This window comes from Acidobacteriota bacterium (assembly GCA_012517875.1).
In the GTDB taxonomy this organism is placed as follows: Bacteria; Acidobacteriota; JAAYUB01; order JAAYUB01; family JAAYUB01; genus JAAYUB01.
The window spans coordinates 1-19,693 of the sequence record JAAYUB010000176.1 but is presented as its reverse complement, the minus strand read 5'-3'; the positions used below and the strand labels follow the sequence as shown (position 1 = coordinate 19,693).

General features: G+C 65.4%; 18 protein-coding genes and 1 rRNA gene. 4 read left to right on the top strand and 15 right to left on the bottom strand.

Annotated elements, in window-relative coordinates; all coding sequences use genetic code 11:
- Positions 1-233: 233 nt before the first annotated feature.
- From GX414_16655 to tmk, 10 genes are all read right to left on the bottom strand, one after another.
- Entirely contained in the window at positions 234-656 is a 423-nt protein-coding gene (locus tag GX414_16655; protein NLI48734.1) for a hypothetical protein, read from the bottom strand.
- Positions 657-1,314: 658 nt separating this feature from the next.
- Positions 1,315-1,647, bottom strand: a complete 333-nt coding sequence (locus GX414_16650) for a hypothetical protein (GenBank protein NLI48733.1) — start codon at positions 1,645-1,647, stop codon at positions 1,315-1,317.
- Positions 1,648-1,667: 20 nt separating this feature from the next.
- Positions 1,668-2,336, bottom strand: a complete 669-nt coding sequence (locus GX414_16645; protein ID NLI48732.1) for a hypothetical protein — start codon at positions 2,334-2,336, stop codon at positions 1,668-1,670.
- Positions 2,337-2,823: 487 nt separating this feature from the next.
- Positions 2,824-3,168: a CdiI family contact-dependent growth inhibition immunity protein gene (locus tag GX414_16640; protein ID NLI48731.1), complete on the bottom strand. Its 345-nt coding sequence runs from the start codon at positions 3,166-3,168 to the stop codon at positions 2,824-2,826.
- 137 nt (positions 3,169-3,305) lie between these two features.
- On the bottom strand, positions 3,306-6,212 hold the full coding sequence (locus tag GX414_16635) for a hypothetical protein (protein ID NLI48730.1): 2,907 nt from the start codon (positions 6,210-6,212) through the stop codon (positions 3,306-3,308).
- A gap of 775 nt (positions 6,213-6,987) precedes the next feature.
- The gene (pdxA, locus tag GX414_16630; GenBank protein ID NLI48729.1) at positions 6,988-7,998 is read right to left on the bottom strand and encodes a 4-hydroxythreonine-4-phosphate dehydrogenase PdxA; all 1,011 of its coding nucleotides are present in this window, start codon (positions 7,996-7,998) and stop codon (positions 6,988-6,990) included.
- Between the two features lie 9 nt (positions 7,999-8,007).
- Complete coding sequence (locus tag GX414_16625; GenBank protein NLI48728.1) at positions 8,008-8,403, bottom strand: hypothetical protein; 396 nt, start codon at positions 8,401-8,403, stop codon at positions 8,008-8,010.
- A 142-nt stretch (positions 8,404-8,545) separates the two neighbouring features.
- Positions 8,546-9,304, bottom strand: coding sequence for a stage 0 sporulation family protein (locus tag GX414_16620; protein ID NLI48727.1), 759 nt, complete (start codon positions 9,302-9,304; stop codon positions 8,546-8,548).
- Positions 9,301-10,299 carry a DNA polymerase III subunit delta' gene (gene holB / locus GX414_16615; protein ID NLI48726.1) on the bottom strand — a complete coding sequence of 333 codons (999 nt, stop codon included), beginning with the start codon at positions 10,297-10,299 and terminating at the stop codon, positions 9,301-9,303. Before holB ends, GX414_16620 begins: the two co-directional genes overlap by 4 nt.
- A 3-nt stretch (positions 10,300-10,302) precedes the next feature.
- Positions 10,303-10,971 carry a dTMP kinase gene (gene tmk, locus GX414_16610; protein NLI48725.1) on the bottom strand — a complete coding sequence of 223 codons (669 nt, stop codon included), beginning with the start codon at positions 10,969-10,971 and terminating at the stop codon, positions 10,303-10,305.
- A gap of 100 nt (positions 10,972-11,071) precedes the next feature.
- Here tmk and GX414_16605 point away from each other — a divergent pair, with 100 nt between their 5' ends.
- Positions 11,072-11,800, top strand: coding sequence for a YggS family pyridoxal phosphate-dependent enzyme (locus tag GX414_16605; GenBank protein NLI48724.1), 729 nt, complete (start codon positions 11,072-11,074; stop codon positions 11,798-11,800).
- 549 nt (positions 11,801-12,349) lie between these two features.
- On the opposite strand, the gene GX414_16600 is transcribed toward GX414_16605, so the two are convergent.
- Genes GX414_16600 through GX414_16580 form a run of 5 tightly spaced genes read right to left on the bottom strand, consistent with a single transcriptional unit; the run spans position 12,350 to position 16,553 of the window.
- Positions 12,350-13,087, bottom strand: a complete 738-nt coding sequence (locus GX414_16600) for a gamma-glutamyl-gamma-aminobutyrate hydrolase family protein (GenBank protein ID NLI48723.1) — start codon at positions 13,085-13,087, stop codon at positions 12,350-12,352.
- Positions 13,088-13,092: 5 nt separating this feature from the next.
- A complete protein-coding gene (locus GX414_16595; protein NLI48722.1) occupies positions 13,093-14,040 on the bottom strand; it encodes a hypothetical protein in 948 nt (315 codons plus the stop codon).
- The gene (locus GX414_16590) at positions 14,037-14,663 is read right to left on the bottom strand and encodes a hypothetical protein (GenBank protein NLI48721.1); all 627 of its coding nucleotides are present in this window, start codon (positions 14,661-14,663) and stop codon (positions 14,037-14,039) included. The genes GX414_16595 and GX414_16590 overlap by 4 nt, the downstream gene beginning before the upstream one ends.
- Entirely contained in the window at positions 14,660-15,229 is a 570-nt protein-coding gene (locus GX414_16585) for a sigma-70 family RNA polymerase sigma factor (GenBank protein ID NLI48720.1), read from the bottom strand. The genes GX414_16590 and GX414_16585 overlap by 4 nt, the downstream gene beginning before the upstream one ends.
- Before the next feature lie 46 nt (positions 15,230-15,275).
- Complete coding sequence (locus tag GX414_16580; protein NLI48719.1) at positions 15,276-16,553, bottom strand: dihydroorotase; 1,278 nt, start codon at positions 16,551-16,553, stop codon at positions 15,276-15,278.
- A 164-nt stretch (positions 16,554-16,717) separates the two neighbouring features.
- Between GX414_16580 and GX414_16575 the strand changes: the two genes are divergently transcribed.
- From GX414_16575 to GX414_16565, 3 genes are all read left to right on the top strand, one after another.
- Complete coding sequence (locus GX414_16575; GenBank protein NLI48718.1) at positions 16,718-17,758, top strand: phosphoribosylformylglycinamidine cyclo-ligase; 1,041 nt, start codon at positions 16,718-16,720, stop codon at positions 17,756-17,758.
- The gene (locus tag GX414_16570) at positions 17,755-18,357 is read left to right on the top strand and encodes a phosphoribosylglycinamide formyltransferase (GenBank protein NLI48717.1); all 603 of its coding nucleotides are present in this window, start codon (positions 17,755-17,757) and stop codon (positions 18,355-18,357) included. The genes GX414_16575 and GX414_16570 overlap by 4 nt, the downstream gene beginning before the upstream one ends.
- Positions 18,358-18,661: 304 nt before the next feature.
- A 16S ribosomal RNA gene (locus GX414_16565) occupies positions 18,662-19,693 on the top strand; the annotation flags it as partial.

Below are 19,693 nucleotides of genomic sequence, written 5' to 3'. Positions count from 1 at the left end.
ATTCACTTCCTCGACGACCGCCTGGTTCCAGCTCCGCCGGCTTGGGATTGAACCTTGATGAAGATACAGTCCATTCGGTCAACAATGATACAAGCACAACGATCGTTCGATCATCGCAGGCGCCGGCATCTTCATGCCATTTTGATTTCTTCCAGTATCACATCGCGAAGCTGCATCTCCAGGATCCGCGCTGCCATTCGTTCAGTAACCACGAACAAGGAGAAATACTTTCATTAATCGGTTTGCCGGTCAGCTGTCGGAATATATTCTGATTCCACTCCATGGATCAGGGTCAACAGGGAGGTAGCGTCGAAGGCGATGCCTGCTCTGTGAAAAACAGGTTCTGCCAGTCTGACGGCTTGTTGAAGTGAATGAATCAGGAATCGACGGGTGTTATGGTTCTGGATGTCCTCCGGCACTGCTACCTGGATCATTAACGTTTTCAGCTTTTTGGAAAAAGTGGCGGTCCGTATTCCGGTGAAATTGTTGGCAGTGACGGAACCGCTCACATGGAACACCACATTTAAAACGCTCACGACTCCATCGAGTCGTGTCCGCTTCTGCTTGACCAGGCGCAGTAATTGAGTGATTTCGGAATCGATCTGACTGTTTTCAAGTTCGGGTCCACCGAGCACGGAGCCAATGTAAAGATGCATCACCACTCACCGGCTGGTCGTTGTTCAGGTGGACGGCACACAGCCTGGGACGCCACCTGTTCAGGGATTGGAAACATGCCTCCCCAGACTCGTTGTTCGTTGGCTGAGCGGGCGGGGATCAAAAAACTCAACACCACGCCCAACCGGCTGGCCGAGAGGTGCGAGTCCCATGGCGTGGGCGAGGGATTTCGGGGCAGAGCGTAATGGACGCACACTTCGATGCCGCCCGAAGGGTTCACCCGGCCGCGCATACACATGAGCTGCTCCAGACGGGAAACGAAGATGGATACATGGGCCGCGGGGTTGCCCACCAACGGAAGGGTGGCGAAGTAGGCCAACCCCGTGGATCCCGATGGTGGAACGATCCCGATCGGCGGAGTGCCTCCCAGCCGTCTGGCGCCACTACCGGTCTCCGGGATAATCTGCAGGGGCACGCAATGTTCGGGCTGGATGAAAAGCATGGCAGTTCCAAGATACTCGGGTATCATGTCGGATTGAACATATCACACAGCTTGGAATCCCGGGGTGTCGTTCAAGTTCTAGCGCAATCTGCGCTTCACGTTTTCCAGAATGGTTCTCAGATAGTTTCCCTGACGGCGATCCACGGCGGTCACGAGCGAATGGGGACAAATCGGAGTGGCTCGCGGACTGAAGCCCATCAATTGAGGCAGACCGTGGAAGGCATAGCGAGAATCATCCAGCTGGATTTCCCATCGTCCACCGATTGCTTTGCGAAAATTTCCCCGATGTATCGGGCCAGGCCGTCCAGTCTGTACGACTCTTCCGGGATCAATATTCTCTCGACGCTTGTATATTGTTTCAGGATCAGAGATTCGATCGTTTCTAAAGATTTTTCAGAATAATCCAATTTCAATGCGATGGACTCATCGAGATCGCTGATGAATCTCTGCAAAGCATCATCCATCGCGTATAACCAATGTTCAAAATCATCCGGATCAGCCGGAGTGACAAATGAACGTTCCAAAGTCATATTCTTTCCGTTCCGATTCTTCAACTGGCGCTGCCCGGACGCTGCCTGCCCAATCGGTTCCAGAGTAATTCGTTGATTGCATCTGCTTCGGCTTTGCCCACGATCCGGCTCGTCTGGATGATAAGGGCACCCTCTCCCATCAATTCAACATGCTCACAATCTCGCGACAACACGGTGACCAGATCGCCGGGCATCTTCTGGAATGTTCTCTGGCAGAGCACATTTCCCAGAAAGTGGACAGGGTAGATGCGATAGATTCCATATCGTGAATTCGTCACGCATTTTTTCTCTTCCGGCCAATCGGCCAGACCCCAATCGGCATCACCCACAAAGGCAGAATAAGGCGAGAAAGCATGTATATATTTAGGAAAAACTTCCTGTACGAGAGCCTGGTAATCCTGCCTGGTCGGATTGAATTCAATCTTCATGAAATCGTCCGACATCCCCGCGTCCCTGAGTCCGGCTCGGAAGCTGTAAACGATTGAGCCACGGACACCGGGTCCGAGATGTTTGGACAATCTGGATTCAGCCAGCAGCTCCCGGCCACAATTGGGCGCCGGCGGGCCACCGCATCCCCCGAATCCCCATGGAGGGGAGATGCTGTTCATCGCCGAGACGATCCGGGCGTGCGTTTCCGGGATTCCGATCTCCGCGGTTGGGATCGAGCGGATCATGAGTTCGTATTTCATAATAGATATGAATACACCTTGTCAGTTCCCAGGCGCGACTTGGATCATATCAGTGACTCTCGCTCTCAGGATCAAATGTTGAGTCCGTAAATCCGGCTACTCAGCCACCCACGTTTTCTGACACTTTTGGGCGGGATTGTGTCCGCGCCATCGGTCGGATCGGCCATCCCGCCATCGACCGGCAAGGTCCACGTAGTCACAACGAAAATAGCCAGGCGCAGCCCCGCGCACGCGGGGCAGCGCCTGGGAAAGAAGGACAAAAAGAAGTGATCGCGCCCCGCGGCCGCGGGGCGCGAGGAACGGGTGGCGGCGAATGCTTTGCTTCTCCGCGCCCCGTCCCCCGGGGCGCGCCGCCTGTTAAAATACCCGCTCGTCCAGGCGCTACCCGGCTGCGCCGGGTTGCGCCTGGCTATTCTCGTGGCGGTCCGAACGGGCCTGCCGATACACGCGCACGGGGGGATGGAGTGGGAATTCACCATCTTGTCCACTAACTCCGGCTCCGCCGGATGACGAAGTCGGAGTCGGCGCACCACGTGAATCCTTGAATCAATGCCGCGCCAATCTCTGGAGGGGAAGCGTTCGAGGCGATGCAGATCTCCCGCCCTGGCACCGGCACGAAACCCTCCCGGGCACCTTCGTTTCGGGTGGGTCGAATTCTCAGGATGCCGTCTTCGTCCATGATTCCGCAGCACACCGTCCCCTGCATCTGGGCCTCGATCGATTTCACGTTGAATGCTTGGAACAACGGGGCGCGCACAGCCGCCCAGTCGGTCTTTGAGCGGGGGTGGGGTACGCCAGCGACTGACTTCGAAATCGTGTCCAGCAGAATCATCCCCAACTCCTCGACCGCGACAGTTGCCGAGAGCGCGGTGAACGGCGGAGAGGCGATCCACACCCCGGCGGTCGTCTTTGAATCGGCATGTAGAATGATTTCGCCGCCTTTCCGATACGCTGTTGCTGATTTTATCATCAGTACACCTCGATGATTTTTACAGTAACTCCATTGTTTCGTCCATATTCTATAATTTGATCTAATATTTGTTTCTGTTCTATTGTTGCTCCACCTCTTGGAATAGCTAATTCGAGTCCTCTTGAAAGGATGTCTTCTTCATTGATGCTGATTCCAGCATGTTTAGCCCCACGAAATCGCTTTACTAAATCAATGTATCTTTCCGCTACTCGGATGAGATTTCGGGGATTTTGATATGTTTTTGCGCTCAGATCCATACTCTTGATACTTGTTGCTAAGCCATTTTCAAACCGATCAATTATTGGAAAATTATTTGGCAGGTTTTGGCCCAAGACCTTTTCAATAGCTTCACCACGAGGACCGGGTCCCAGTTTCCAGACAGACTCGGTTCTGACATCTGGATACTGTTTGGATAATATGGTTCCTATTTTAGTTAGCAAATTGCCTTCGCCCGGGAGGGCGCGGGCGGCCTGGATCAGCTCCACGGTGATTCTGCCGGCGCGGTAGGCGCCCAGACCCAGCGAGGCCCAGCCGGCGGTGTCGGCGGCCAGGCCCGCCGCCCCGGCCGCGGCGGTGAACTCGGGCGCCATGCCGGCCTGGCCCACATAGGACGCTTGGCGCTGGATGCCGCCGATGGGCCCCGGGCCGGTGGCCACCCGGTCGGCGGTCAGCTCGGTGAGGGCGGCGGAGAAATCGTGCGCGTCGGAGAAGAGCTCGCTCACGTCCACCACGGCCCCGCCCTCGCGCACCGCCTGGAACAGCCGCGCCTTCAGGTCCGTGATGGACCGGGCGTAACCGCCGGTCGCGGCGGTGAACTCGCGCCAGATTTTTTCCCAGCGGGGGTTGCCCCCGGCGTCGTAGTCGTCCGCGTCCAGGCTCAGGGTGGCCAGGTAGCGCGATTGCTTGTCCCGGATTTTCTCCCCGACGACTTGGTACTGCTCGGCCGCGCCGTGCGCCGGATCGCCGTAGATCCGCCGCAGGTCGGAGTGGACGGCCGCCTCGGCCAGGCTCAGCTCCGACGGGACGCCCCACTGCGTGGGCGGAGCGGGGCGCTTGCCGGCCAGCGCCGCCCGGTCGGTGTAGTTGATCGTCATCCGGCCGGTGGGGTCTGTGTACCGGAGCGGATCGCCGTAGGCATAGAGGAACCGGTGGAGGCTGGGGGGGGTGGCGGGGTCGCCGAGATTCGGGTCCGCCGACAGGAAGCGGCCCGCCTCGGGGTCGTAGAACCGCGCCTGGAAATGGTACAGCCCGGTGGCGGGATCGAACGCGTGGCCGGTGTAGGTGATCCGGTTGAGGCCGGGGGCGGCGGCGTCGTCGGCGGTGAAGGCGCCCTGCAGGCAGGCCTGGTACGTGGCCCAGCAGTAGAGGCCGTTGGCGTCGAGGTCGGGGTCCACCACCCAGGTCCAGCCGGCGGGGACGTCGGCGTCCGGCACGTCCAGCTCGCGGTAGTTGCCCCAGGCGTCGTAGAGGTACGCCTCGGCCACGGCGCCGTCGGCGGCGGTGAGGTTGACGGTGGAGCCCAGGGCGTCGAGGTGGTAGAAGTAGACGCCCGCGGGGGACGGGAGCGGGGAGACGGGAGACGAGAGACGGGAGGCGGGAGATGGGAGCGGGGAGATAGGAGATGGGAGATGGGAGCCGGTGGAAACCGGGGGCGTGCCGGCGGGAGAAGAGCCGGGCGTCGGGTACGCTGGGGCGGCGCTCCAGGGGGACGAGCCGGAGCGGGAGGCGAAGCGGTCCGCCTCGGTGATGATGCGGGGCGACGCGGGATCGAGGAGCGTCGGATGGGTGGCGGACGGGTTCGGACCTGCGCCTGGGACGCCGGCGCGGGCGGGCGGCCCGGTGGGTGAAGGCCATCCGGCCGCGGCCGTCCCCCGCTCGAAGCCCGCCGGCGAAGGAGACGGTGCGCCGGCGCCGGGGGGCGCATACGCCTCCATGGCCAGGAGGCCGTCGCCGTACACGTACTGGCGGGCGCGGTAGGGGGTGCGGCCGTCGGCGTCGAAGCCGTACTCGGCGAGCACCGCGTCGCCGTCGTAGACATAGAGGCGGCTCTCCGCCGGGACGGCGTCGCCGCCCAGGGCGACGAAGCGGCTGTGGGCGGCCACGCGGCGGCCGCGGTAGTCGTAGCGGAACTCGGCCAGGAGCTCCTCGACGAGCGCGCCGTCCAGGCCCGGGGTGGCCTGGCGCACCCGGCGCAGCCGCCCGGCGGCGTCCCAGTCGAAGAGGAGGCGGTGGCTCTCCGTGCCGGGGACGATCTCGCCGTCGGGGCCCATGACCCCGGTGACGCGGGCCACGGTGTCGCCGGCGGCGTTGGCCAGGTAGCTGACGCTCCGCTCGAGGGCCAGCGCGTCGATCACCGCCGCCAGGCGGTTCCGGTTGTCGATGATGAAGCGCCGGTCCTTGAGAGTGCGGAGCACCGTGCCGTCGGGGGCGTGCTCGCGGGCGGTCTCGCCGAGCCGGTTGCCTGCCGCGTCGCAGGCGTACTCCACGCGCCGGTACTGGGCGCCGGGGTCGGCGGGCCGGTACTCGGCCCAGGCCAGCCGGCCGAGGTTGTCGTGGCCGTAGCGGGTGACGGCGGGGGCGGCGGCCCAGAGCGGGTCGGCGGCGCGGCGGGCCGGGGTGGCGTTCCACTCGCGCATCTCGACGCGGCAGCCGTCGGCGTCGTAGTCGTACTCGTAGCGGCTGACCAGGGCGCCGTCGGCGGCGCGGGTGTCGACGCTCCGCAGCCGGCCGTTGTCGAAGTAGTCGAAGGCGGAGACCACCCCGTTGGCGTAGCGGATCGTCCGGGTCAGACCGTCGGGGTAGTATTCATACGCCGCGACGGCGTCGCCGGGCGGCGCCTGGGCCCGGCCGCTCCACGCGAGCACGGACAGAAATAGAAAGAAGCAGAGAAAACGACCTCTCCCCATGGGGTACCCTCCGCCTCAGGTGACCGATGGGCGGACGATAGCACAGCCGGGGCTCCCGCGCCAAGAGCTATCGCTGTGCCGGGAGTGTGCCAACGAGGGTGCGAGCCGGCGAAGCGGCGAAACGGCGAAGCGGCGAACCGGCGGGGGGAGATTCACCACAGAGTACGCAGAGGGCGCGGAGGGGGAAATCGGCACGCGAAGGCGCCAGGTCATAAGCACGCCAAGGCGCCAAGACGCCAAGCGATTCTTTTTGTCAATGGAATGGCGAGGGGGCGAAGCGGAGAGAAGAGAAGAGTCACCACGGAGGCACGAAGGGCACAAAGAAAGCGTTGAGGGTTAAGAGTTGAGGGTTGAGAGTTGAGGGTTGAGAGGGTTGGGAACGAGCCTCGAGCCTCGAGCCTCTAGCCTCGATTACGAGCACGATTACGAATTACGATCACGAGCACGAAATTTGATGTCCGATTCACCACAGAGGCACGGAGGACGCAAAGGATTTCATTGGTCATTGATCTTCGGACATTTGGGACACGGTGAAAGGGTGAATAGGTGAATCGGGAGACGGGAGACGGGAGACGGGATCTTGGTCCTGGGTGCTGGGACCTGGGATTCATAACCTAGGTCCCAGAACCCAGGTCCCAGAACCCAAGTCCCAGAACCCAGGTCCCAGGTCCGATTACGAGCACGATTACGAATTACGATTACGATTACGAATTACGATTACGAATTACGAGCACGAACCCTCAACCCTCAACTCTCAACTCTTAACCATCGCCGATCAACCATCAACTTTCCCCGGGCCGCGGCGGTCGAGGAGCTCCAGGGTGAGGCGGCAGGCCTCGAGCATGCTCTCGGGGGAGGCGACGCCGCGGCCGGCGATGTCGAAGGCCGTGCCGTGGTCCACCGAGGCGCGCAGGAACGGCAGGCCCAGGGTCACGTTCACCGCCTTGCCGAAGGAGAGGAGCTTCACCGGGATCATGCCCTGGTCGTGGTAGTGGTTCACCACGATGTTGAAGTCGCCCTGGAGCGCGCGCAGGTAGACCGTGTCGGCGGGGAAGGGGCCCTTCACCGGCAGGCCCCGCGCGGCGCACTCGGCCACGGCCGGGATGATCTCCAGCCCCTCCTCCATGCCGAACAGCCCCCCCTCGGCGCCGTGGGGGTTGAGCGACGCCACGGCGATGGCCGGCTCGGCGACGTACGGCGCCAGCTCGCGGTGGGCCAGCTCGATGGTGTCCACGATCCGCTGTTTCTTCACCAGCTCCACCGCGTCGGCCAGCGGCACGTGGGTGCTGGTGAGCACGCACCAGAAATTGCAGGCGTGGAACGACATGACGACGCGCGGCGCGTGCGTGAGCGCGGCCAGGAACTCGGTGTGGCCGGGGAAGTCGTACCCGGCCAGGTGGATGGATTTCTTGTTGATGGGGGCGGTGATCAGCGCGTCGAGGCGGCCGGACATGCAGCCGAAGACCGCCTCCTCGATGTACTCCATGGACGCCCGCCCGTAGTCGCTCCGCTCGACGCCGAACTGGAGCCGGCCGTGGACGTTGGCGAAGTCCACCAGGCACGTCTCGCCCGGCGCCTGCCGCCGGAACGCCTCCAGCGGGATGACCGGCAGCTCGAACGGCAGGCCCAGCGCCCGGCAGTGCTCCATGAGCGCGTTGCCGTCGCCGAAGACGTAGAACGCGGCGGGCGGATCGGGGGCGCGCTCCTGCAGCGCCTTCAGCACGACCTCCGCGCCGATGCCGGCGGGGTCACCCATGGTGATGGCGATGGTCCGCGGTGGCGCCATGGCAGGGGGCTAGTCGCGGTTGCCGTCCGGGAGTCCGTTGTCGGCCCGGTCGTCCCGGTCCGGATAGCGGCGGTGGCGCGGACGCCGGCTGCCCTCGTCGTCGCCCGTGTCCTCGCCCTGCTTGTACATGTAGAGGATGCTGGTCTTGTAGATGAGCAGGTTCGGGGCGCCCTCGCGGTTGAACTTGATGCAGTCCCGGTCGTACCACTCGATGTAGCCCTGGAGGTCTTCGCCGTTGGTCAGGCGGATGACCATCGGCGTCTTGTTGTTCATCTGCTTAACGTAATAAAAATTCTCGGCGTGGGTCTGGTCGGGCGGCACGCGCTTGTACCCCGGGCCGTGGAACTTCGGCGTGGAGGGCGACATTTCAGAAATGGAAGGCCGGATCAGCTTTCGATTGACCATGGTGCCTCCTGGTTCTCCGTCCTGAAGCGATCGGTTTCCAAGCCAAATCTGATGGTGTCAAATTCCGGCGGAAGATGCTTCGATTTGGCTGAATATTAGACTATCGGTCGTGAAAACTCAAGTAAAAACATGGGTGCGGCGTTCAGAAGGAGTGGTCGTCCGGCGGGGTTTCCGTCCAGGTCTCGGCGCCGTTGTCGGCGTCATGATCGGAGCCGTTTTCGGCGGCGTCGGCGGGGGCGCCGGCGGCGGGCGCGTCGGCGCGCCCGGCCTTGTCCTTCTCGTACATCAGGCAGCACATGAGCCGGCCGCAGACGCCCGACAGGCGCGACGGGTTCAGGTTGAGGCACTGCTGCTTGGCCACCTTGATGGAGACCGGGTAGAACTTCTGGATCCAGGTGTGGCAGCACAGCGGCAGGCCGCAGCAGCCGACGCCGCCCAGGAGCTTGGCCTCGTCGCGGACGCCGATCTGGCGCATCTCGATGCGGGTCTTGAGCTGGGAGGCCAGGTCCTTGACCAGGGCGCGGAAATCCACCCGGCCGTCGGCGGTGTAGTAGAACACCACCTTGGAGCCGTCGAGGATGTACTCCACCCGGATGAGCTTCATGACGAGCTTGTGCTTCTCGATGAGCCGGACGCACGCCTCGCGGGCGCGCTCCTCGCGGGCGCGCTTCTTGCCGAACTGGGCGATGTCGCGCGGGTCGGCCTTGCGGAGGATCCGGCGCTGGCCGTTGACGTCGGCGGGCGGCGCGTCGACGGGCTGGACATGGACGACGGTGCCGAGCTCGGTGCCGCGCTCGGTCTGGACGATGCAGGCGTCGCCCTTGAACAGGGTGAGCTCGTCGCTGAGATAGGAATCGGTCCGGCAGCAGTCCTCGATCCGGACGTGAACCAGTTGGGTCATGCCTCGATTCTCCGGAGCAGCAAGGCCCGGGTCCGCAGGATGGCGTTCTGGATATAGGTGTCCAGCCTCAGGTTGAGGTGGCGCTTCCGGTAGAGCTCCTCGACCTCGCGCAGGAGGTACTCCACGACGGGGGGGCTGAATGCGGCGCGCAAGGATTTCAAGGTCTCCATCCGGTCGTTGTGCATCACGTGGTCCCGGTCCTGAAAAAAGTCCATTATAACCAAATCGCGCAGAATGGAAATCAGAATCTGGAGCATGAGCTCCGGGCTCTTGTTCGGGGGGAAGGCGTCCGCCAGGTGCTTGAAGAGCGCGGCGTCGTTGGGATGGGCCATGACAACGAGGAGCTCGAAGGCGGACTCCTGCATGGCCGCGACCGCCTCCATGTCCAGCGACAGGGCCAGCCCCAGGCTGCCGCCGCTCAGGCGCGCGGCGGCGGCGGCCTGGAGCGCCGGCAGCCCGGCCTGCTCGCGCAGGTACGCCTCCAGCTCGCGCACCGGGATGGGCTGGAACTTGAGCACCTGGGTGCGCGAGCGGATGGTGGGGAGCAGGGCGTAGAGGTTGGCCGTGATGAGGATCAGGCTGCTGCTCTCGGGCGGCTCCTCGAGGGTTTTGAGCAGCGCGTTGGCCGCCTCCTCGTTCATCCGGTCGGCGTCGTCGAGGATGAAGACGCGGCGCCGCCCCTCGAAGGGGAGGTAGTAGATCTCCTGGATCAGCGCCCGGACCTGGTCGATCTTGAACACCTTCGTCTCGGGGGCGATGACCTGGACGTCGGGGTGGCTGCCGGAGTCCACCTTGCGGCAGGAGATGCAGGCGTCGCAGGCGTCGAGCCCGGCCGGCGCGGCGGCGCAGTTCAGGCTCTTGGCCAGCTGGAGCGCGAGACGCTTCTTGCCGACGCCGTCGATGCCGGCGAAGGTGTAGGCGTGGTGCAGGGTGTCGCGCCGGCGGCACTCGGCCAGGAGGCGGCCGATGGCGGCGTTGCCGATGAACGGGGGCACGGCTCAGTCCTCCCGGCGCCGGCCGGCCAGCAGGGCGTCGGCGCATGCGGCGATGTCGGCGAAGATGGGGTCGGGCGCGCGGTCGGCGTCGATGACGGCGAACCGCGCCGGCTCGCGGCGCGCCAGCTCGAGATAACCCGCGCGGACGGCACGATGGAACGCCAGCGCCTCGCCCTCGAAGCGGCTCTCGGCGGCGCCCTCGGCGGTGGCGGCGTTGCGGGCGATGGCGCGCGCGAGTGACCGTTCGGGGTCGATGTCGAGGAGGAACGTGAGATCCGGGGGCAGGATGTCCAACGCGGCGGCCAGGCGGTCGATGACGGTGCGGGCGATGCCGCGGGCGGCGCCCTGGTACGCGAGCGTGGCGTCGTGGTAGCGGTCGCAGAGCACCACCTGCCCGGCGGCCAGGGCGGGGCGGATGCACTGGGCCAGGTCCTGGCAGCGGTCGGCCAGGTACAGGAGCAGCTCGCCGGCCGGTTCGCGGGGCGGCCCGGCGGGGTCCAGCAGCACCCGGCGCACGGCCTGTCCGAACGGGGTGCCGCCCGGCTCGCGGGTGAGGGTCACGGGGAGGCCGCGCGCCCGCAGCCGGTCGGCCAGGCGGAGGATCTGGGTGGTCTTTCCGCAGCCTTCCACGCCCTCGAACGTGATGAAGTGTCCCGGTGTCGGTGCTGCCATCGGCGCTCCTCTTGCGCCGGCCATCTTAGCACACTTTGCGCCTGGTCCGGGACGCCACCTTTACATCGTGTCGGGTGCGGCCCTATAATCGAAACCGGGCATGGCATTGGGAAGGCGCCGCGTGAGCACACTCTGCGAACGGTACCGGGACGTGGTGGAACGGGTCGCCCGGGCGGCCTCCGCCGCCGGGCGCGCGCCGGAGTCGGTGCGGCTGGTGGCGGTGTCGAAGACCGTCGCCGCCGATGCCATCCGCGAGCTCGCGGCGCTGGGTCCGTTGATCCTCGGCGAGAACCGCGTCCAGGAGGCGGCGGCGAAGATCCCGGCGCTCGCCGGCGACGGCGCCTTCACCTGGCACCTGGTGGGCCACCTGCAGGGGAACAAGGCGCGGCGGGCGGTGGAGCTGTTCGCGATGATCCACTCGGTGGACAGCGTCGCGCTCCTGCACCGCCTCGAGACGTGCTGCCGCGAGACGGGGCGCACGCTGCCCGTCCTGATCGAGGTGAACCTGGCCGGCGAAACCGCCAAGTCGGGCTGCCGTCCCGAGGCGCTCCCCGCGCTCGTCGAGGCGGCGGGCGAGTTGGCGCACGTACGCGTCGAGGGGCTCATGGCGGTGCCGCCGTTCCTCGACGACCCGGAGGCGGTGCGGCCCTACTTCCGGGAGCTGCGCCGGCTGCGCGACGAGTGGGCGGGGCGCTGCCGGGGGGCGGCGCGGCTGGAGGAGCTGTCCATGGGCATGACGAACGACTTTGAGGCGGCCATCGCCGAGGGGGCGACGTACGTCCGCGTGGGCACGGCGATCTTCGGCCCCAGAGGCGAGGCTCGAGGCTAGCGGCTCGAGGCTCGTTCACGACACATTCGAACCTGTCCGTGATCGACCGTTGAGAGTTCCGGGTCGAGGGTTGAGGATTCGTGCTCGTAATTCGTGATCATAATCGTACTCGTGATCGTAATCGAGGCTCGGGGCTCGAGGTTCGTTTCCGTGACGCGGACTTCGAATATCGGCCCTGGGTTCTGGGCCCTGAATCACAGAACCCATATCCTGGCGCACTCCCCCCATCAACTATCAACCGCTTTAGAACCTGCGAACCTGCGAACATTCTCGATTCACCCGTTCACTATTCCCCTGCCCGTAGCACGATCCACCGGTTGCAACGTGGAGGTGCCACGAGCGGTACCTCCCGCCTGCCGGCTGCTTGATCTTAGTCATGGCGTCAGTTAATCAAGTCCTGCCAAAAATTGGCAGAGATGCTGGAGTAACTGAGTAATCGTGCTCGCACCGCCAAACGAGCCCCAAACCCCGAGCCTCGATTACGATCACGATTACGAATTACGATTACGATGACGATTACGAGCACGATTTTGAGACGGGAACGAGTCTCTAGCCTCGAGCCTCGAGCCTCGGCTGGTTGGCGCAGGCGTCGCGGAAGCGGCGGAAGAGCTCGGCGGAGAGCGGGTCGTCGCGCCAACATGACTCGGGATGCCACTGGACGCCCACGAGGAACGGCCCAGCCGGGTCGCCGTGGACGCCCTCGACGAGGCCGTCGGGGGACCAGGCGAACGCCGTCAGCCCGTCGCCGAGGCGCTTGATGGCCTGATGGTGGGAGCTGTTCACCCGGTACTCGCCCGGCGGGAAGCCGTCGAGGCCGGGGATCGTGCCGGCGACTCGCAGCGGGTGGTGCGCCCACGCGCCCGGTGCCGGGCGGCGGTGATCCACAGCGGTGAAACCGGCGCCGGCGAGATCCTGGTGGAGGCTGCCGCCGCAAAAGACATTCAGCGCCTGGACGCCGTAGCAAATGGCCAGCAGCGGCAGCCGCTCGCGCCGCGCCGCCTCCAGCAGAATCCGGTCGGTGGCGTCGCGGAGCGGCTGCACCGGACCCAGCCCCGGTGCAGGCGCCTCACCGTACCAGGCGGGATCCACGTCGGAGTTGGACCCCGACAGCAGGATGCCCTCCGCGGCGCCGGCCAGGCGGTTCAGATAAGCCGGATCGGGGATGAGGGGGACGTACACGGGATCGAGCCCCGCCGCGTGGAGCGCCGCGGCGTAATCGCGGCCGAGATAGAGGTCGTCCGAGCCCAGGTTCTGGCGCAGGGGGACGAGGACGCGCGGATGCGGCATGGCTCTCAGGCCGGCCGGGCGCCGGCGGGGCGGGCGACCGGCTTGCGGTGGCGGCGGAACCACGGCACGCCCGTGCCGAAGCGCGTGGCCACGGTGATTCCGAGGCTGAACACGAGCGCCGCCAGGCTCACCACCAGCGACAGGCCCGGCAGGAACTTGATCGCCGTCCAGAGCAGCGTCGCCGTCACCAGCGACGCCAGCGGCGACGGGGCGGTGCGACGCAGCAGCCGCAGGAGCTTGTCGCCCGCCGCGTAGAACAGGATCACCATCCCGAAGGCCCAGGCGGCGAACAGGCCCAGCAGCAGGAGCACCACGATGGGGATCCCGATGAAGATCACGGACAGCGCCAGCGCCACCATGAGCAGCACGGCGCCGCCGGCGATGGTGACCACTCCCAGTCCGGCGGTGTAGCCCGGATCGGTCTTGAGGCGGGTGATGGCGAAGCTCACGTGGGCCGGGAACAGCTTGGCCAGGGTGATGGCGAGCAGAAACCAGAACAGGAGGAAGAACACCCGCTTGGCGATGAAGCCGAAATCGTACTGGACCGACAACAGGTAGCCGGCCGGGTTGGAGAACATGGCCTGGGCTTCCCCGCCGAGGAACGGCATGGTGAAGATCTTCCCCTCGATCCTGCAGGACGGATCGACCGCGGACGTGCTGCCCACCAGGAACACCTTACCTCGCACGGTGCCGCCGGCCGGGATGACGAGGCGGCCGCCCATCACCGCCACGTCGCCCGCGACGGTGCCGTTGATGGTGAGATCGGCGCCGGCGACGAAGACGCCGTCGGCGGCGGTGCCGTCAATGACCACGGGGGTGGAGAAGGAGACGATGATGTCCGGCGCGGTCTCGCCCGGCGGAACGGTGATGGGCGCCGGCGCGTCCGCGGCGCCGGCGGCGGCGGCGAGCAGCAGGAGGGCGGCCAGCGTGAGGCAGAGGCGGCGCACCGTCATTGGCGCCCCACCGCGACGGACTTCAGAGTGCGCGGCCGATGCAGCCAGAACGTCCAGCCGGCCGTCAGCCCGAACACCACCAGCACGGCGAGGAAGAGCCCGAGGCCCTGGGGCGAGAACAGGAGCAGCCGGCCCAGCGCCTCCAGGCCGAAGACGAACCCCTCGGCGAGGAGCAGCAGGACCGAGAGCGCGAACCGGGTCAGGTACAGCACGAGCAGGAAGGAGTCGGCCAGCAGGCTGAAGCTCTGGGCGAAGATCCGGTTCCACCACGGGAGCGACATCAGCCCGCCCAGGTTCGGCGCGGCCTGTCCGGCCAGGTAGGAGAAGACGCCGGCGACCGTCAGCGTGATCGCGGCGGCGGCCACGAGGATCTTCTCCCGGGCCGTGGTCAGGAAGCGGTGGAACGGCGAGGGGATCTCGGCCATGACCCGGGCGGTGAACTCGGCGGGCACCCCCACCTCGGAGGCGCGGATCAGCGTCAGCCGCACCAGCCGGTGCTCGTGCAGGAGCCGGCGGCACGCCGCGCAGCGGGCCAGGTGCTGTTCCGTGCGCAGCATCTCCGCTTCGGGGAGCTCCCGTTCAATATAAAGGATGATGTTCAGTTCCGAGCAGACCGGGTTCATAGGACCTTGCCCTCCAGTTTCTTGCGGATCAGCTCCCGCCCCCGGAAGATCCGGTTCTTGACGGTGCCGATCGGGATATCGCAGATATCGGCGATCTCCAGGTACGAACAGTGGTTGATGTGGCGCAGCGTGATCACCTCGCGGTACTCGTCCGGAAGCGACTCGACCGCGTCGTTGAACAGCCGGATGAACTCCCGGTTGCAGATCATCTGCTCGGGGGTGTCGTCCTCGGTCGGGACCTGCAGCGCCACGTCCTTGTCCTTGTAGGTCCTGGATTCATCCAAAGAGCGGGTGTTCAACTGCTTCTTGCGAAGCCAGTCGATGGCGGTGTTCCGGGCGATCCGGTACAGCCAGGTCGAGAAGCGAAACGCGTTGTTGTACGAGTCCAGCGCGTAGTACGCCTTGACAAAGACCTCCTGGGCGATGTCGAGAGCCTCTTCGTAGTTGATGATGTAGCGGTAGATGTAGTTGACGATCGATTTCTCGTACCGCTTGACCAGGTCCTCGTAGGCCGAGCTGTCGCCGTTGAGGACACGATTGATCGCGTGCTGCTCGAACTCCTGCATGTCGCTCTCGACTCAACCCATTCTACGGGTCTGGCGCACCCGGGTTTCAATTAATATGATAGCGGACCTCGCCGTCGACGATGGTGGCCCGCACGGCGCCCCGCAGCCGCCAGCCCTCGAAGGGCGTGTTGCGGGATCGGGAGGCGAACCCGTCCCGGGCGATGACGGTCGGCCGGTCGGGGTCGATCAGGGTCAGGTGCGCGGCGGCGCCCGGCTGGAGCGAGCGCGCCGGCGCGCCCAGGATCCGGGCCGGCAGGACGGCGCAGGCCAGGGCGATCTGTCCGATGCCCATCCGGCCGGTGTGGTAGAGCCGGTCCATGATCAGGGGGACGGCGGTTTCGAGACCGATCACGCCGGGAGGCGCGTCCTGGAAGCCGCGGGCCTTCTCGGCGTCCGCGTGGGGGGCGTGGTCGGTGGCGATGGCGTCGATGTCGCCGGCGGCCAGTCCGCCGATCAGGGCGTCGCGGTCGGCCGGCGGCCGGAGCGGCGGGTTCATCTTGTAGTTCGGATCGGGGCCCGGCATGTCGGCGGTGGAGAGGCAGAAATGGTGCGGCGCCGCCTCCGCCGTCACGGCCACGCCCCGCCGCCGCGCCCAGCGCACCAGCTCCAGCCCGCGGGCCGTGGACAGGTGGGGGATGTGCAGGCGGCAGTCGGTCGCCTCGGCCAAGAGCACGTCACGGGCGATGTGCACCTCCTCGGCCAGCGGGGTCTGGCCGGTGACACCCCACCGCTCGGCCTCGGGGCCGGCGTGCATGGCGCCGCCCCGCGACAGGGTCTTGTCCTCGCAGTGGTCGATGACGACCCCGCCGAGGCGCCGCACGACCTCCATTGCCCGGAGCATGGTGGCCGCGTCCTCGACCGGCTGCCCGTCGTTGGAGAAGGCGCGGCAGCCGAGCGCCGCCAGCCGGGCCAAGTCGGCCAGCTCCGTGCCGCGGCTCCCGGTGGTGATGGCGGCGATGGGGTGCACGTGCGCGAGGCGGACGGCGGCGGCGCGGTCCAGCACCAGCTTGTACACCTGGGGCGAGTCACAGACGGGCTGCGTGTTGGGCATGGGCGCCACGGCGGTGAACCCGCCGCGCACGGCGGCCAGCAGACCGGTGGCGATGGTCTCCTTGTGCTCGAAGCCCGGTTCGCGCAGGTGGACGTGCATGTCCACGAAGCCGGGAAGGACGTACGCACCGGCCGCGTCGACCACGCGGTCGGCGGCGGCGCCGCGCGGATCGATCGCGGCGATCACCCCGTCGCGCACCAGCAGGTGCCCGGGGCGCTCGAGGCCGGCGGTCGGATCCACCAGGACACCGTCGCGGATCAGCAGGCTGGACATGGATAGGCTCCTTCGATCGATCAATCATTCTAATGAGGACGGGCGGATGAATCAATCGGAAAGACGCCCCGACGGGCGGCGGCGTTGCGCAGGGACGGGCCGCCGGGTTACAATGGGATCACGCGCCGGCCGTTCCGCCGGCAAACCGATCGGGTGAGGACGGCATGAACGATTCCGACGGACTCTCCTACGCCGCGTCCGGCGTGAGCATCGACGCCGGCAACCAGGCCAAACGGCGGATCCGGGAGCTGGTGCGCACCACGTTCAATCCGCAGGTGCTGAGCGAGCTCGGCCTCTTCGGCGGTCTCTTCCGGCTGGACGCGGGCGCCGAGCGGGAGCCGGTGCTGGTGGCCAGCGCCGACGGCGTGGGCACGAAGCTGAAGATCGCCTTTCTGACCGGCGTCCACCACACGGTGGGCTACGACCTAGTGGCCCACTGCGTGAACGACATCCTGGTCCAGGGGGCGCGGCCCCTGTTCTTCCTCGACTACATCGCCACCGGTGTCCTCAAACCCGAGGTGGTGACCCAGGTGGTGGACGGACTGGTCCGTGGCTGCCGCGAGTTCGGCTGCGCCCTCATCGGCGGGGAGACCGCCGAGATGCCCGACTTCTACGACGCGGGCGAGTACGACCTGGCCGGCTTCATCGTGGGCGTCGTGGAGCGCGGGCGGATCCTCGACGGCTCGGCGGTGCGCCCCGGCGACGTCGTGCTGGGCCTGCCGTCAGCCGGCCTGCACACGAACGGTTATTCGCTGGCGCGGAAAATATTCTTCGACCACCTGGGGCTCTGGCCCGAGACGCCCGTCGAGGAGCTGGGCGGCACGGTGGGCGAGGTGCTGCTGCGGCCGCACCGGGGCTACCTGAAATCGCTCGGACCCTGCCTCGAGCGGGGCCTGGTGCGGGCGCTGGCGCACATCACCGGCGGCGGCCTGCTGGAGAACATCCCGCGCATCCTCCCCGCCGGCTGCAGCGTGGAGATCCGCCGCGGCGCGTGGCCGGTGCCGCCGGTTTTCACCTTCATGGCCCGCGAGGGGCGCGTGGCCGAGGCGGAGATGTTCCGCGTGTTCAACATGGGCATCGGTATGGCGGTCATCGTGGCGCCGGACGCCGCCGACGAAGTCGAGACGATGCTGCGCGGGACGGAGGGCGCGGTCTACCGCATCGGTGCGGTAACGGCGGGTGCCGGCGGGGTGGTCCTGCGATGAAGCGGCTGGGCATCCTGCTCTCGGGGCGGGGCTCCAATTTTCTGGCCATTCACGGGCACATCGCCGCGGGCCGGCTGAACGCGGTGATCGCCGGCGTGGTGTCGGACCAGCCCGACGCGCCGGGACTGGCGCGGGCGCGGGAGCTGGGTTTGCCGGCGTTCTGCGTGGAGCGCGCAGGCCGGACCAAGGGCGAGTTCGAAGACGCGATCGCGCACGTGCTTGAGGCGCAGGCTGTGGAGCTGGTGTGCCTCGCGGGCTTCATGCGGGTGCTGGGACCCGGTTTCATCCGGCGGTTTCCGCAGCGCATCCTCAACATCCACCCGTCGCTCCTGCCGGCTTTCCCCGGCCTGCACGCGCAGCGGCAAGCGCTGACGCACGGCGTGCGCTTCAGCGGCTGCACGGTCCACTTCGTCGACGAGGGCGTGGACAGCGGCCCCATCGTCGCGCAGGCCGTCGTGCCGGTGCGCGACGACGACACCGAGGAGGAGCTGGCGGCGCGGATCCTCGTCGAGGAGCACCGGCTCTACGCCGAGGCGATCGCGAAGATCCTCGCCGGCCGGTGGTTTCTGGACGGCCGCCGGCTGCTCGAAAAAAAATGAAAAAAAAGCTTGCATTCTGATTTTAGCTCTCTATAATACACCCCTGTCCGCTGGGACACGATCTTTAGAGACCCGATTCCGACCACCTGTAAAGACCCACACGCGATGTGTTTCTTGAAGCAGGAACACTTTGGGTCTTGACAAGATATCATCACTTTGATAGCATCAAAAATTGCCCGCAGGGGCAGTCGAACGGGTTGATCTTTGAAAACCAGGTTTAGCGTGCCTGTCAATTCTGAACAAAAGACATGAAGTCTTGCAAACTTTCCGCAGATGATCCGCGCAAGCGGTTCAGCAAATTAACTGGAGAGTTTGATCCTGGCTCAGAATGAACGCTGGCGGCGTGCTTAACACATGCAAGTCGAACGTGAAAGTCCCCTTCGGGGGATGAGTAAAGTGGCAAACGGGTGAGTAACACGTGGGTAACCTGCCCTCTGGTGGGGGATAACCCTGCGAAAGCGGGGCTAATACCGCATAACAAGTCGCTAAATAATTAGTCGACTTCAAAGCCTTCGGGCGCTAGAGGAGGGGCCCGCGTCCCATTAGCTAGTTGGTAGGGTAATGGCCTACCAAGGCTGCGATGGGTAGCCGGCCTGAGAGGGTGTCCGGCCACACTGGAACTGAGACACGGTCCAGACTCCTACGGGAGGCAGCAGTGGGGAATTTTGCGCAATGGGCGAAAGCCTGACGCAGCGACGCCGCGTGGGTGATGAAGTTCTTCGGAACGTAAAGCCCTGTCAGGAGGGACGAAGCTCTGACGGTACCTCCAAAGGAAGCCCCGGCTAACTCCGTGCCAGCAGCCGCGGTAATACGGGGGGGGCTAGCGTTGTTCGGAATCACTGGGCGTAAAGGGCGCGTAGGCGGCTAGGCAGGTCTGGTGTGAAATCCCTCGGCTCAACTGAGGAATTGCGCTGGAAACCGCTTGGCTAGAGTACAGGAGAGGAGGGTGGAATTCCCGGTGTAGCGGTGAAATGCGTAGATATTGGGAAGAACACCGGTGGCGAAGGCGACTTGCTGGCCAGCAACTGACGCTGAGGCGCGAAAGCCAGGGGAGCAAACGGGATTAGATACCCCGGTAGTCCTGGCCGTAAACGATGAATGCTAGGTGTGGGCATCGAGAGGTGTCCGTGCCGGAGCTAACGCGATAAGCATTCCGCCTGGGGAGTACGATCGCAAGATTGAAACTCAAAGGAATTGACGGGGACCCGCACAAGCAGCGGAGCGTGGGGTTTAATTCGACGCAACGCGAAGAACCTTACCAGGGCTTGACATGACCGAGACGCCGGCGGAAACGTCGGTTCCCCGCAAGGGGCTCGGCCACAGGTGTTGCATGGCT

Coding starts and splice junctions, on each gene's coding strand:
- GX414_16650 (NLI48733.1), bottom strand. CDS start 1,647: ATGACTTTGGAACGTTCATTTGTCACTCCGGCTGATCCGGATGATTTT.
- GX414_16605 (NLI48724.1), top strand. CDS start 11,072: ATGGCATTGGGAAGGCGCCGCGTGAGCACACTCTGCGAACGGTACCGG.
- GX414_16570 (NLI48717.1), top strand. CDS start 17,755: ATGAAGCGGCTGGGCATCCTGCTCTCGGGGCGGGGCTCCAATTTTCTG.
- tmk (NLI48725.1), bottom strand. CDS start 10,971: ATGGCAGCACCGACACCGGGACACTTCATCACGTTCGAGGGCGTGGAA.
- GX414_16640 (NLI48731.1), bottom strand. CDS start 3,168: ATGATTCTGCTGGACACGATTTCGAAGTCAGTCGCTGGCGTACCCCAC.
- GX414_16585 (NLI48720.1), bottom strand. CDS start 15,229: ATGCAGGAGTTCGAGCAGCACGCGATCAATCGTGTCCTCAACGGCGAC.
- GX414_16625 (NLI48728.1), bottom strand. CDS start 8,403: ATGGTCAATCGAAAGCTGATCCGGCCTTCCATTTCTGAAATGTCGCCC.
- GX414_16655 (NLI48734.1), bottom strand. CDS start 656: ATGCATCTTTACATTGGCTCCGTGCTCGGTGGACCCGAACTTGAAAAC.
- GX414_16595 (NLI48722.1), bottom strand. CDS start 14,040: ATGACGGTGCGCCGCCTCTGCCTCACGCTGGCCGCCCTCCTGCTGCTC.
- pdxA (NLI48729.1), bottom strand. CDS start 7,998: ATGGCGCCACCGCGGACCATCGCCATCACCATGGGTGACCCCGCCGGC.
- GX414_16645 (NLI48732.1), bottom strand. CDS start 2,336: ATGAAATACGAACTCATGATCCGCTCGATCCCAACCGCGGAGATCGGA.
- GX414_16600 (NLI48723.1), bottom strand. CDS start 13,087: ATGCCGCATCCGCGCGTCCTCGTCCCCCTGCGCCAGAACCTGGGCTCG.
- GX414_16580 (NLI48719.1), bottom strand. CDS start 16,553: ATGTCCAGCCTGCTGATCCGCGACGGTGTCCTGGTGGATCCGACCGCC.
- GX414_16590 (NLI48721.1), bottom strand. CDS start 14,663: ATGAACCCGGTCTGCTCGGAACTGAACATCATCCTTTATATTGAACGG.
- GX414_16635 (NLI48730.1), bottom strand. CDS start 6,212: ATGGGGAGAGGTCGTTTTCTCTGCTTCTTTCTATTTCTGTCCGTGCTC.
- GX414_16620 (NLI48727.1), bottom strand. CDS start 9,304: ATGACCCAACTGGTTCACGTCCGGATCGAGGACTGCTGCCGGACCGAT.
- GX414_16575 (NLI48718.1), top strand. CDS start 16,718: ATGAACGATTCCGACGGACTCTCCTACGCCGCGTCCGGCGTGAGCATC.